Annotated in this window: 12 protein-coding genes; 8 read left to right on the top strand and 4 right to left on the bottom strand. The window is 73.3% G+C overall.

Translation table 11 applies throughout. The features are described from left to right. The first annotated feature begins 126 nt into the window (after positions 1-126). Both FIP57_RS06235 and FIP57_RS06230 read left to right on the top strand, forming a co-directional pair. Complete coding sequence (locus tag FIP57_RS06235; protein WP_148572674.1) at positions 127-1,005, top strand: serine protease family protein; 879 nt, start codon at positions 127-129, stop codon at positions 1,003-1,005. Positions 1,006-1,085: 80 nt separating this feature from the next. After that, positions 1,086-1,382 carry an MGMT family protein gene (locus tag FIP57_RS06230; RefSeq protein ID WP_148572673.1) on the top strand — a complete coding sequence of 99 codons (297 nt, stop codon included), beginning with the start codon at positions 1,086-1,088 and terminating at the stop codon, positions 1,380-1,382. Positions 1,383-1,385: 3 nt separating this feature from the next. Here FIP57_RS06230 and FIP57_RS06225 read toward each other — a convergent pair whose 3' ends face one another. Genes FIP57_RS06225 through FIP57_RS06215 form a run of 3 tightly spaced genes read right to left on the bottom strand, consistent with a single transcriptional unit; the run spans position 1,386 to position 5,060 of the window. After that, complete coding sequence (locus FIP57_RS06225) at positions 1,386-2,771, bottom strand: YlbE family protein (protein ID WP_148572672.1); 1,386 nt, start codon at positions 2,769-2,771, stop codon at positions 1,386-1,388. Continuing rightward, positions 2,768-4,231: an FdrA family protein gene (locus FIP57_RS06220; RefSeq protein WP_148572671.1), complete on the bottom strand. Its 1,464-nt coding sequence runs from the start codon at positions 4,229-4,231 to the stop codon at positions 2,768-2,770. The genes FIP57_RS06225 and FIP57_RS06220 overlap by 4 nt, the downstream gene beginning before the upstream one ends. Before the next feature lie 10 nt (positions 4,232-4,241). After that, positions 4,242-5,060 carry an oxamate carbamoyltransferase subunit AllH family protein gene (locus tag FIP57_RS06215; protein ID WP_148572670.1) on the bottom strand — a complete coding sequence of 273 codons (819 nt, stop codon included), beginning with the start codon at positions 5,058-5,060 and terminating at the stop codon, positions 4,242-4,244. Between the two features lie 189 nt (positions 5,061-5,249). Here FIP57_RS06215 and FIP57_RS06210 point away from each other — a divergent pair, with 189 nt between their 5' ends. Genes FIP57_RS06210 through FIP57_RS06185 form a run of 6 tightly spaced genes read left to right on the top strand, consistent with a single transcriptional unit; the run spans position 5,250 to position 12,503 of the window. After that, on the top strand, positions 5,250-6,677 hold the full coding sequence (locus tag FIP57_RS06210) for a uracil-xanthine permease family protein (protein WP_203231099.1): 1,428 nt from the start codon (positions 5,250-5,252) through the stop codon (positions 6,675-6,677). Positions 6,678-6,681: 4 nt separating this feature from the next. Next, positions 6,682-7,536: an FAD binding domain-containing protein gene (locus FIP57_RS06205; protein WP_148572669.1), complete on the top strand. Its 855-nt coding sequence runs from the start codon at positions 6,682-6,684 to the stop codon at positions 7,534-7,536. After that, complete coding sequence (locus FIP57_RS06200; protein ID WP_148572668.1) at positions 7,533-8,021, top strand: (2Fe-2S)-binding protein; 489 nt, start codon at positions 7,533-7,535, stop codon at positions 8,019-8,021. The genes FIP57_RS06205 and FIP57_RS06200 overlap by 4 nt, the downstream gene beginning before the upstream one ends. Beyond that, positions 8,018-10,468: an aerobic carbon-monoxide dehydrogenase large subunit gene (gene cutA, locus FIP57_RS06195; protein WP_148572667.1), complete on the top strand. Its 2,451-nt coding sequence runs from the start codon at positions 8,018-8,020 to the stop codon at positions 10,466-10,468. The genes FIP57_RS06200 and cutA overlap by 4 nt, the downstream gene beginning before the upstream one ends. After that, positions 10,465-11,097 carry an SRPBCC family protein gene (locus FIP57_RS06190; RefSeq protein ID WP_148572666.1) on the top strand — a complete coding sequence of 211 codons (633 nt, stop codon included), beginning with the start codon at positions 10,465-10,467 and terminating at the stop codon, positions 11,095-11,097. Before cutA ends, FIP57_RS06190 begins: the two co-directional genes overlap by 4 nt. Beyond that, positions 11,094-12,503 carry an amidase gene (locus FIP57_RS06185; protein WP_238993322.1) on the top strand — a complete coding sequence of 470 codons (1,410 nt, stop codon included), beginning with the start codon at positions 11,094-11,096 and terminating at the stop codon, positions 12,501-12,503. Before FIP57_RS06190 ends, FIP57_RS06185 begins: the two co-directional genes overlap by 4 nt. A gap of 60 nt (positions 12,504-12,563) precedes the next feature. Here the strand turns inward: FIP57_RS06185 and FIP57_RS06180 are convergent, their stop codons facing one another. Further along, positions 12,564-12,761, bottom strand: coding sequence for a hypothetical protein (locus FIP57_RS06180; protein ID WP_148572665.1), 198 nt, complete (start codon positions 12,759-12,761; stop codon positions 12,564-12,566). Positions 12,762-12,897: the final 136 nt, after the last annotated feature.

The raw sequence follows: 12,897 nt of genomic DNA, 5'->3' as shown, positions 1-12,897 counted from the left end.
GGGCCGCGCCGCTTTTCGGGTAGTGGAACGGGCCGTACGACGCGGGTGGCGTGACCTTCCGCCGGGGACCCTCGTTGACGTCGCAGCAGCGCACCTCACGACCGTCACCACCAAGGAGCCACGTCCATGGCCTCACGGGCTCGCACCACTGCCGCCTCGATCTTCGCCACCGCCCTCGCCACGGCCGCCTTCGTCGCCGGCCCGGCTGATGCGGCCCAGCCGAGCAGCGCCGTCCGCGCCGCGTGGGCGCCCGCCGCGAGCGCGAAGATCCACCCGGGCGTGCAGATGTACACCAACGGCGCCCAGTGCACGGCGAACTTCGTCTTCACCGACAGCGCCTCCAACGTCTACGTCGGCTACGCCGCGCACTGCGCCGGCACCGGCGAGGCCACCGACACCAACGGGTGCGACGCGGGCTCGCTGCCGCTCGGCACCAAGGTCGAGTTCGTCGAGAACGGCAACCTGCTCACCGCCGGCACCACGGTCGGGACCGGGACGCTGGCCTACAGCAGCTGGCTGTCGATGAAGCAGGCAGGGACGACCGACGAGAACACCTGTGCCTACAACGACTTCGCGCTGGTGAAGGTCGACGCCGCGCACGTCGGCAAGGTGAACCCGAGCGTGCCGTTCTTCGGCGGCCCGACCGCGGTGAACAGCGATGGCGCACCGGCAGGCGAGAAGGTCTACTCGTTCGGCAACTCCAGCCTCCGCGCCGGCGTCGAGCTGCTGTCGCCGAAGGTCGGTGCCAGCCTCGGCACGAGCGGCGGCGGCTGGACCCACCCGGTCTACACGCTGACCCCCGGCGTCCCCGGTGACTCCGGCAGCGGGTTCCTCGACGCCGAGGGCAAGGCGCTCGGCACGCTGTCGACCCTCGCGCTCGCCCCGCTCCCGGCGTCCAACGGCGTCGGCGACCTGAGCCGTGAGCTGCGGTTCGCCCAGCAGCACTCCGGGATCTCCGGCCTGCAGCTGGTGCCGGGCACCGAGCCGTTCGAGCCGGTCCTCTAGACGCATCCCTCCCACCCCTAGGGCCCCCGGCCACGTTCCTGCGACGTGGTCGGGGGCCCGCCCCCGTTACGGTCGGAACCGTGGACGAGGAGTACGTCGAGGCGGTGCTGTCGCTCGTCGAACGGGTCCCGCCGGGCCGGGTGACGACGTACGGCGCGATCGCGGAGCGCGTCGGACGGGGCGGGCCGCGTTCGGTCGGCCGGGTGATGTCGCTGCACGGCGGCGGGGTCCCGTGGTGGCGGGTGGTCCGGGCGGACGGGTCCCTGCCGGAGTTCAAGGACCCGACGCCGTTGGAGGAGTACCGCGTCGAGGGGACGCCCTTGACCCCCTCCAACCGGCCTGACATGCGGCGGGCGTTCTGGGACTCCTGGAGCTGACCCTCAGGCGCGGGAGCGGGTACGGGCGGCGAGGGCGGCGAGGGCCTTCGGGAAGATCTCGGCCGGCGGGTTCACCAGGCCGGCTCCGACCTGGCCGACACCGGCGACGCGGCCGGCCATCCCGGTGTTGATCTGCGGCAGGATCCCGGTCCGGCAGACCGCGGTGACGTCGATGCCCGTAGGGGCGCCGGCGAAGTCGAGCACCGGGATCGACCAGCGCGGGTTCTCGGCGAGCGTGATCTCGTGCATCCGCCGGGTCGTGGCCAGCGCGTCGGGGACGGTGCCGCCGACGAACCGGACGATCGCCGGCGCGGTCGCCATCGCGAACCCGCCGATCCCCGCGGTCTCGGTGATCGCCGAGTCGCCGATGTCGGGATTGGCGTCGTCGGGCCCGTAGGACCCCAGGAACAGCCCGTCCGCGAGCTGCGCCGGCCCGGTGAACCACTCGTCGCCGGTCCCGGAGACCTGGATCCCGAAGTCGGTGCCGTTGCGGGCCATCGCGACGACCATCGTCGACCCCTCGACGTCGCGCCCGGCGTCGAGCGCGAGCTTGCACGCCGGCATCGCGAGGTTGAGGAAGAAGTGGTCGTTGCCGCCGATGAACCGCAGCGCCTCCGCGACGTCCGAGGACGGGTGCGGCCCGGAGACCATCGCGGGGGAGAGGTCGCGCAGCAGCATCAGCGTGCCGGCCCGGTTGCGGTTGTGCGCCTCGTCGCCCATCTGGAGCATCTGGGTGAGGATCGCGGTGACGTCCACCGGCCCCGTCGTGCGTACGGCGTCGCGGAGCACCGGTCCGAGCACCGCCGCCATCCAGTGGAGCCGGTCGAGCACGTCGGGGGCGTAGGCGCCGTAGCGGAGGACCTTGCCGAGCCCCTCGTTCAGCGAGCAGTACGTGCGGCGCCCGGACGCGGCGTCCTCGATCACGAACATCCACATCGACGGCGACACCACCCCGGCCATCGGACCGACGGCGCTGCGGTGGTGGCACGGCTCCCAGGTGACCGACCCGGCCTCGAACAGGGCAGCTGCGTCCTCCGGGTCGTCGACCAGCCCCTCGAGGGCGGCGGCGCCCATCAGCGCGCCGCGGAGCGGGCCGGAGGTGCGCTCCCACCCGATCGGCGGGCCGGCGTGCAGGAACTCGCCCTTCGAGAGCCCGAGCACCTCGGACGCGGGCGCGACGTCGACCAGCACCGCCTGCACACCGAGCACCGCCTCCACGGCCCGCCGGTTGGCGTCGGCACGGAGCGGGTCGGTGAGGACGGTGGCGAGGTCGGCGGAGGTGCCCTCCATCGGCGGTCGCCAGTCGACGCGCTCGACGGGGACGCCTTGGGACTCGACGGCGGTGGCGAACAGGTCGGCGCCGGCGGCGACGATCGGGCCGGTGCTCATGCGGCACCTCCTGCGAGCTCGGCCGCGCGCCGGGCCGCGGCGGCGTTGGAGAGGTGGACCTCGGCGCCGGCCCCTGCCAGCGCCTCCGCCTGCCGGTCGAGCCCCTGGGGGTCCGCGGTGGTGCCGACGCAGGCGACCACGACCGGGACGTCGACCGCCGCGATCGCCGGGGCGAGCAGCGCGGCGGGGTCGGGCTCGGCCGCGTGGCCGAGGACCACGTCGAGCAGCAGCACCCCGGTGGCGGGGTCGGCGCCGAACCGGGCCAGCTGCTCGAGCCGGAGGGTGGGGTCGATCATCGGGTGCGCCCGGCCCTGGGTGAGCCGGTCGTCGCCGAAGTCGACCATCAGGTGGCCGTCCGACTGGAGGTCGGGGCCGAGCGCGAGCTCGGGGGAGAGCGGGATGTTGCTGCGGATCGGGCCGAGGCGGCCGGCCGCGATGATCATCGCCTCGTCGCAGAGCGTGCCGCCGACGAACAGCCCACGGAGGTGGCCGCCGCGCGCCGGGCGCGCCGTGCCGCGGACGGGCCAGGTCGGGGCGGTGCCGCCGAGGGCCGCCACGACCGACTCCGCGACCGCCGTCAGGTCCGGACGGCCGGGGCCGAGGAGCGCGAGGTCGACCGGGGTGGAGAGCCCGGCGGCGTGCTCCTCGACGCGGGCCGCGACGGCCGGGGCGGGCGGCTTGGACACGAGCACGATGCGGCGTACGCCTGGGTCGGCGTCGAGCCTGCGCAGCGCCTCGAGGGTGGAGAGCCCACCGACCTCCTCGGACAGGTCGCGACCGCCCACGCCGAGCACGTCGCCGACCCCCACCCCCGCGGCGGCGAGCAGGCACATCAGCTGCTGCGCGCCGGTGCCCGAGGCGGCCACGAGGGCCACGTCGCCCGGGGGCACGACGTTGGCGAAACCGAGCCCCACGCCGTCGACGACCGCGGTGCCGCAGTCAGGCCCCATCACCAGCCGGCCGCGCTCGGTCGCGAGCCGCTTGAGCGCGACCTCCTGCTCGACCGGCACGTTGTCGCTGAAGACGAGGACGTCGGCCCCGGCGTCGAGCGCGTCGACCGCCTCGGCGGTCGCGTGCTCACCGGGGACCGAGACGAGCGCCAGCGTGCTGCCGGTGCGCCTGAGGGCGCGGCCCGTGGTGCGGGGGAGGACCGCCGACGGGCCGTCGGACCCCGAGGAACCGGAGGAGTCGCGTCGTCCCGCGGCGAGGGCGGCGTCGACCGCGGCCAGCGCCGCCGGCACCTCCTCCTCCGAGCCGACCCGGAGCGCGACCACCATCGTGTTGGGGGAGCAGGGCGGCACCTCGAACCCCATGCCGGTGAGCACCTCGACGTTGAGCGGCGTCCCCATCGCCACCTGCGCGTCGAGGACCCCGGGGGTGGCGGCCACGGCCTTGCTCACCTCGAGCAGCACCACGGAGTCGGCGTACGCGTCCCGCAGCTCGACGTGGGTGTGGCTCACGGCGACCTCCTCAGACGTCTCCGGCAGGGGGTGCGAGAAGCGAGGGTGACTGGAGCGCGACGAGGGCGCCCAGCAGGTTGCCGGCCCCGGAGGTCTCGCCCACCTGGAGCATCAGCTCGAGCGCCTGCTCGACGACCTCCCGGTTCTGCTGGTTGACCCCGACGAGCAGGCTCCGGAACTCGGGGAGCCCCTCGCCGCGTGAGGCGCACGAGAGCAGCGTGGCCGACAGCGTCGTCGTGCGCTCGACCGCGGCCGCGCCGACCGCGCCACGGACGTCGGCGAGCGCAGGGTGCCGGCTGGCGACCGCGGTGGCCAGCCAGCCGCACAGCACGTCGTCCCCGAGCGGCGTCAGCCCCGGGCCGAGTCCGAGCAGCTGCAGGACGCTCCCGGCGTCGCCCTCGGCGAGCGCGGCGAGCGCCGCCCCGGGCACCTGGGCACGGACCGCGTCGAGCCGGTCGGTGAGGAGCTCGTCGACCACCTCGCCGCCCCACGCGGCGGTGTCCGCGCCGAGGACCGGGACCGTCGTGTCGACGATAGTGGTGACCATGACCTCGAGGCCGGGGAGCACGATCGAGCCGTCCTCGACGACGACCTCCGCACCGGCCTCGATGTCGGGGAGCGTGGGGAGCTGGGTCCGCACCCCGCACGGCACCTGCACGGCACGCGCCCCGAGCACGGCGAGACAGGTGCCCTCGAGGTCGAGGTAGACCGCGGAGTCGCCGACGTGCAGGACACGGCCACGGCGCCGCGGACCGGCCACCCGACCGAGGACCCAGATCGAGGCCGAACCCACGACGGAGGTCATCGGAACCTGGTTCGTCGCTGCCACGGCGCCACGCTATCGAGTCGCGCCCCCGATCCGCTGCCGGGTGCGTTTTCGGGCGACACGCCCAACACCCCCGGAACCGTCGCGTCTCGCCCCGGTGACCTTCGAGGTCCACCATGTGAACCGAGGGTGACCGGTCGACCACCCGGTGGGCCGGCGTACCGCCACGGTACGAACGACAGGAGTGGCCAGATGTCGATGTTCAAGTGGGACGTCGTTTACGACGGCAAGACACCTCCCCCAGGAGCCGCGGTCGGTCCGATGGAGCGGTTGAGCTGGGGCCGTACGGCGGGGCTCGGCGCCCAGCACGTCGTCGCGATGTTCGGGGCGACCTTCGTGTTCCCGATCGTCATGGGGCTCGACGCGAACCTCGCGATCATGTTCTCCGGGATCTGCACGATCCTGTTCCTGCTCATCTGCAACAACCGGGTGCCGAGCTACCTGGGCACCAGCGCCTCGTTCGTGGCCGGTGTGGCCGCGATCCGGGCGCAGGGCGGCGACTCCGCCGACGTGACCGGCGCGATCATGGTCGCCGGCATCGTGCTCGCGCTCGTCGGCCTGCTCGTGCACTTCGGCGGGTCGCGGCTGATCCACCGGATCCTGCCGCCGGCGGTGACGGGCGCGGTGGTCATGCTGATCGGCTTCAACCTCGCCCCCGTCGTGGCCGGGGTCTACTGGCCGCAGGACCAGTGGATCGCGCTGCTCACCGCGGCGTTCATGGTCGCCGCCGCGGTGCTGCTGCCGGGGTTCTGGTCCCGGATCGCGGTCTTCCTCGCGCTGATCTTCGGCTACGTCATCTCGTGGGTGGCCGACGGGCTGTTCGGGCAGATCACCTCGGTGCTCCCGACCAGCAACGGCGAGGCGGTCCCGCACGACCGGGTCAGCTGGGCGAACGTCGAGGCGGCCGACTGGATCGGCTTCCCGTCCGGCACGCTCGCCGACGGCGTCGACGCGGTGCACGGGCCGAGCTTCTCGCTCACGTTCATCCTGCTGGTGCTCCCCGGCGTCATCGCCCTGATCGCGGAGAACACCGGCCACGTGAAGGCGGTCGCGGAGATGACCGGTGACGACCTCGACCCGTACATGGGGAGGGCGATCGGCGCGGACGGCCTCGCGACCGCCCTGGCCAGCGCGTTCGGCGGCTCGCCGACGACGACGTACGCCGAGAACATCGGTGTCATGGGCGCGACGCGCGTGTACTCCACCGCGGCGTACTACTTCGCGGCCGGCGTGGCGATCCTGCTGGGGCTCTGCCCGAAGTTCGGCCAGGTCGTCAACGCCACCCCGGGCGGCGTGCTCGGCGGCATCACGATCGTGCTCTACGGGATGATCGGCCTCGTGGGCGCGAAGATCTGGGTCGAGAACGGCGTCGACTTCGGCAACCCGCGCAACCTCGTCGGGCTCGCCGCGGGCATCATCGCCGGCATCGGCGGGGTCACCCTCGAGGTCACCGACGACTTCGAGCTCGGTGGCATCGCGCTCGGCACCATCCTCGTCATCGTGTTCTTCCACATGGTCAAGGGCGGCACGCACGACGTGGACCGGAGCGGTGCGCTCATCGTCGGCCCGTCCGGAGCCGACTCGTCAGAACGTCCGACGTCGCACCGAGAGGGGCAGTGAACGTTTGAAGCCGGCACCCTTCGAGCTCGTCCGACCGCGCTCCCTCGACGAGGCGCTCGAGGCGCTCGCGTCGAGCCCGGACGCGAAGGTGCTGGCCGGCGGCCAGAGCCTGGTCCCGTTGCTGTCGATGCGGCTCGCATCCCCGGCGCTGCTGGTCGACATCAACGGGATCGGGCCCCTGGCCTACGTGCGCTCCGACGACGACGGAGTCCGGGTCGGGGCGCTGGCCCGGCACACCGACGTCCTCGGTGACGACGAGGCCGCCCGGGTGCAGCCCTTGCTGCGCAAGGCGTTGCGGCTCGTCGCGCATGCCACGATCCGCAACCGGGGGACCACCGTGGGCTCGGTGGTGCACGCGGACGCGTCCGCGGAGATGCCCGCGGTGCTCGCGCTGACCGAGGGCCACGTGACCGCGGCGTCGGTGGACGGGCGACGCAGGATCCCGGCCGGCGAGCTGTTCGTCGGGCCGATGGAGTCCTCGCTGCGCCCCGACGAGGTGGCGGTCGAGGCGTTCTTCCCGGCCCTGCCGGCCGGAGCCGGCACGGCGGTCGAGGAGGTCGCGCGCCGGCACGGCGACTACGCGCTGTGCGGGGTGGCGGCGGTGGTCCGGCCTGGCGAGGGCGCGCGGGTCTCGTACTTCTCCGTCTGCGACGTGCCCGTCGCCGTCGACGTCTCCGAGCAGCTCGCCGGTGGCCCGACCGACGCCGCGGTGGCGGACGCGGCGGAGCTCGCGCTGACCCGCCTCGATCCACCGGCGGACATCCACGCCTCGGCGGACTACCGTCGGCACCTCGTCCGGGTGCTCACCGCCCGGGCGCTGCGGTCGGCGTGGGACGAGGCGCACGAGGAGGGCCGGTGACGGAGACGCGGTACGACGTGCGGCTGCACGTGAACGGCACCGTGCACGACGTGCAGGTGCCCGCGCGGCGGCTGCTCAGCGACGCCCTCCGCCACGACGTCGGGCTGACCGGGACGCACGTCGGGTGCGAGCACGGGGTCTGCGGCGCCTGCACGGTGCTGATGGACGGCCGGCCGGTGCGGTCCTGCCTGGTGCTCGCGGTGTCCGCCGTCGACGCCGAGATCACCACCGTGGAAGGGCTCGCGGACGCCGACGGCTCGCTCGGCCCGGTGCAGCAGGCGTTCAAGGAGTGCCACGGCCTGCAGTGCGGCTTCTGCACCCCCGGCTTCCTCACCACGATCACCGCGGGGCTGGAGGAGAACCCGTCCCCGACGCCGGAGGAGGCGCGGGAGATGGTCGCCGGGAACCTGTGCCGGTGCACGGGCTACCAGAACATCGTCGCCTCGGTCCTGCGGGCGGCGGAGCTGCGTGGAGGTGACGCGTGACCACGCGGATGCTCGGCGAGAAGGTCCAGCGGGTCGAGGACGACCGGCTGCTGCGGGGACAGGGGCGCTACGTCGACGACCTCGCACAAGGGGCGCTGGAGGTCGCGGTGCTCCGGAGCCCGCACGCCCACGCGCGGATCGTCGAGATCGACGTCGACCCGGTGCTCGACGTCGACGGCGTCGTCGCGGTGTGGACCTACGACGACCTGACCGGCCCGATGGCCGAGCCGCTGCCGCTGCTGATCCCGCACCCGGCGCTGACCCACGGCCGCACGCAGCACGCCCTCGCGAAGGACGAGGTGAACCACGTCGGCGAGGCGATCGCGTTCGTCGTCGCCGAGGACCGCTACGTCGCGGAGGACGCGGTGTCACGGATCCGGGTGACCTACGAGCCGCTGCCCGCCGTCGTGGGGGTCGAGGCCGCCCGCAGCGCCGAGCACCTGGTGCACGAGGACGTCCCCGGCAACGTCGCGGCGCGGCTCGAGCAGGCGACCGGTGACGCCGACGCCGCGATCGCCGCCGCTCCCCACCGGCTCTCCCTCGACCTCGAGGTCGAGCGCTCCGCCAGCACCCCGCTCGAGGGACGGGGGACGGTGGCGCGCTGGGACCCCGACGCCGGCCGGCTGACGGTCTGGAGCTCGACGCAGACCTCGACGGGGGTCCGGGCGGCGGTGGCGACGAAGCTGGGGCTCGACCTCGGCCAGGTCGACGTGATCACCCCGGACGTGGGCGGCGGTTTCGGCGTCAAGATCGTGCACCCGTGGCCGGAGGAGGTGCTGGTGCCGATGGCGGCGATGGCGCTGGGCCGTCCGGTGAAGTTCACCGAGGACCGCCGCGAGCACTTCGTCTCCAGTGCCCACGAGCGGGGCCAGCTCCAGCACGTCGACGTCGGGTTCGACGACGAGGGCCGGCTGCTCGGGATGTCGGTGCAGCTGTGGCACGACCACGGCGCCTACATCCCCTACGGGCTCATCGTCCCGATCATCACCTCGACGCAGGCGCTCGGCCCCTACAAGCCCGAGGCCTACAAGGTCGTCTTCGAGTCGCTCTACACGAACACGGTGATCGTCACGCCGTACCGCGGGGCCGGCCGGCCGCAGGGCGTCTTCCTCATGGAGCGCACGATGGACGCGATCGCGGCGTACCTCGGCCGCGACCGGGCAGAGGTACGCGCGGCCAACTTCATCCAGCCCGACGAGTTCCCCTACGACCAGCGGATGACGTTCCAGGACGGCCGCCCGCTGGTCTACGACTCCGGCGACTACCCACAGCTGCTCGACAAGCTCAAGGCGCTGGTCGGGTGGGACGACTTCGAGTCTGTTCGACAAGAAGCCCGGCGCGAAGGGCGTCGGGTCGGGATCGGGCTGGCCTGCTACGTCGAGGGGACCGGGGTCGGCCCCTACGAGGGCGCGCACATCAACGTCGAGACGACCGGCAAGGTGAAGGTCGCGATCGGGCTGACGTCGCAGGGGCAGGGGCACCGCACGGCGTTCGCCCAGATCGTCGCCGACGAGCTGGGCGTCCCGTTCGAAGACGTCGAGGTGACGTCCGGCGACACCCGGCGGATGGGCTACGCCGTGGGCACCTTCGCCTCCCGCGCCGCGGTGATGAGCGGCTCCGCCGTGGCGCTGGCGGCCCGCCAGGTGAAGGCGAAGGCGCTGCGCATCGCGGCCGACGCGCTCGAGGCGGCGGAGGAGGACCTCGAGATCGTCGACGGTCACGTGCAGGTCCGCGGGGCGCCGGCGTCGCGGCTCGCGCTCGGCACCGTCGCGGTGCTCTCCAACCCGCTCCGCTACGCCTTCGACGAGGCGTCGAAGCTGGCCACGCAGTTCACCGTCGGCAACCCCGACAAGCCGCCCGTGGAGGAGGACGACGAGCCCGGGTTGGAGGGGCGCGACTTCTACTCGCCGGAGCGGTCGACCTTCGCCGCCGGGATGCACGCGGTCGTCGTGGAGACCGACCCGGACACCGCGGAGGTCAAGATCCTCAGGTACGCCGTCGTCCACGACTGCGGGACGCTGGTGAACCCGATGATCGTCGAGGGGCAGATCCACGGCGGGGTCGCGCAGGGGGTGGGCGGCGCGCTCTACGAGCGGATGGCGTACGACGAGAGCGGGCAGCTGCTCAACGCCTCGTTCATGGACTTCCTGATGCCCTACGTCACCGAGGTCCCCGAGCGCATCGAAGTCGACCACCTCGAGACCCCGTCGCCGCTGAACCCCCTGGGGATCAAGGGGGCCGGGGAGGCCGGCGTGATCCCGTCGGCAGCGCTGTTCGCGTCGGCGATCGAGGACGCGGAGGGGATCCCGATCCGGAGGATGCCGATCTCGCCGTCGGAGCTCTACGACCTGCGACGCAAGGCGGCCGAGAACGCCGGGTCGGTCGAGAACGCCGGGTCGGTCGAGAGCGCCAGGTCCGAGCCTGTCGAGACCAAGGAGAGCCGATGAAGATCACGGGCGAGGCGGTCCTCCAGGCGCCGCTGCCGAAGGTGTGGGACGCACTGCTCGACCCGCAGGTGCTGGTCTCGACGATCCCGGGGTGCGAGCGGCTCGAGACCACGGGCGAGAACGCCTACGCGATGACCGTCACCGTCGGGATCGCCGCGATCAAGGGCACCTACACCGGGTCGTGCAGGATCACCGACCTCACCGAGCACCGGTCGCTGCGGCTCTCCGCCGAGGGCGCGGGTGCTCCCGGGACGATCGCCGCGGACGTCGACGTCCGGTTCTCCGAGGACGAGGCGACCGGTTTCACCGTCCTGCAGTACGACGCGGACACCGTCGTCGGCGGGATGATCGGCGGGGTCGGCCAGCGGATGCTCGCGTCGGTCTCCCGGCGGCTGGCCACCGAGTTCTTCACCGCGGTGGAGCGGCACGTCATGACCGGCGCAGCCCAGCCGCACCCCGCCGCTGCCGCGGCGCCCCACGAGGAGGCCGCACCGCAACAGGTCTTCACCGCACCGCCGGCCCTGGCACGGGCCGGGGCCGAGCCCAGGTTCCTCGCCGGTGTCGCGGTCGGCGCCGGGCTGGTCTCCCTCGGGGTGCTCCTCGGCGCCGTGCTGGGTCGACGGCGGTGACCCTCGACCACTGGTCGTCCGCCGTCGACATGGCGGCGGCGGTCCGCGCCCGCGAGGTCTCCGCCCGGGAGCTCCTCGAGCTGCACCTCGCGCGGATCGAGCAGGTCAACCCGTCGGTGAACGCACTGGTCTCGCTCGACCCCGACCGGGCCCGCGCCGCCGCGGCTTCCGCCGACGAGCAGCTGGCGTCGGGCGCTCCCGTCGGACCGCTGCACGGGCTGCCGTTCGCGGTGAAGGACACCCACGCGGTCGCGGGGTGGCGCACCACCTACGGCTCACCGTTGTTCGCCGACCACGTCCCCGACCGGGACGAGCTCCTCGTCGAGCGGGTGCGGGCGGCGGGAGCGGTCATCGTCGGGAAGAGCAACACCCCCGAGTTCGCCGCCGGGTCGCACACGTTCAACACCGTCTTCGGGACCACGCTGAACCCCTTCGACCTCTCCCGCTCCGCGGGCGGTTCGTCGGGCGGCGCGGCCGCGGCGCTCGCGTCGGGGATGGTGCCGCTCGCGGACGGCAGCGACATGGGCGGCTCGCTGCGCAACCCGGCCTCGTTCTGCAACGTGGTCGGGCTGCGCCCCTCGCTCGGCCGGGTGCCCTCGTGGCCGGCGGACAACGCGTGGGAGACGCTCTCGGTCGGCGGGCCGCTCGCCCGCACCGTCGGCGACGTCGCGCTGCTGCTGTCGGTGCTCGCCGGTCCGGACCGTCGGGTCCCGCTCGCCCTCGGCGACCCCGGCCGGACCTTCGCACCGCCGCTCGCCGGCTCGCTCGCGGGGCTCCGGGTGGCGCTGTCGACGGACCTTGGGGGCGCGTTCGCGGTCGAGCCCGAGGTGGCCGCCGTCGTCGAGTCGGCGGGGGCCGTGCTGGCGGCGGAGGGCGCGACCGTGGTCCCGGCGTACCCCTCGCTGCCGGAGGCGGAGGACACCTTCCGCACCTTGCGCGCCTGGCTCTTCCAGGCGGTGTTCGGGCCGCTGCTCGCCGAGCACCCGTCGGCGTTCAAGCAGTCCCTCGCCGACAACATCCGGGCGGGCGAGCCGCTGACCGGCGCCGACGTCGCCCGCGGCTACCGGCAGCGCACCGCGCTGACCCAGCGGATGGTGGAGTTCTTCGACGACCACGACGTGCTCGTGCTGCCGGTGAGCCAGGTGCCGCCGTTCCCCGCCGACCAGGAGTTCCCGACCACGGTCGCCGGACGCCCGATGGAGACCTATCTCGACTGGATGCGGTCGGCGTACTTCGTGACCGTCACCGGCTGTCCCGCGATCTCGGTGCCGGCCGGGTTCACCGACGAGGGGCTGCCGGTGGGGATCCAGGTCGTCGCGCCGCACAACCAGGAGCGCCGGCTGCTCGAGGTGGCGTGGGTCTTCGAGCAGGCCACCCGGGTCGGGGACCGCCGCCCACCGCTGTAGCTCCCGTGCGGAACATCGGGGAGCCGTTGGTGCACCTGGTGCGTCAACCTCTCCCCGATGTCATGTACCGGCGGCTCGAGTCGGCGAGGGGTCCCCCTGCTCCTGGAGCGATCCCGGGCACACGCCCAGCATGCTCAGCACGTTGGCGTCCTTGTCGGTGTCCACCGTGGCGGGCAGGATGCAGGACGCTTGAAGTGCACGGTCGTGGTCGCCCTGCGCCCTCAGCGCGTGCACCACGGTGTTCCGGTCGGTCACCATCCAGAGTTCCCTCCTCCGGGTGTGATGTACCCGACATCCGGTCGGCTCTATCGACCACAACGGTTCGGGTCCCGGACACGTCGCTGCGTCGGACCGGTCCACGGTCCCGTCGGGGCGTCGTACCGGGTGTAATCAC

Source organism: Nocardioides caldifontis (assembly GCF_008087345.1).
GTDB lineage: Bacteria > Actinomycetota > Actinomycetes > Propionibacteriales > Nocardioidaceae > Marmoricola_A > Marmoricola_A caldifontis.
Note: the sequence above shows the minus strand (reverse complement) of the source record. Positions and strands in the feature narration are given on the sequence as shown.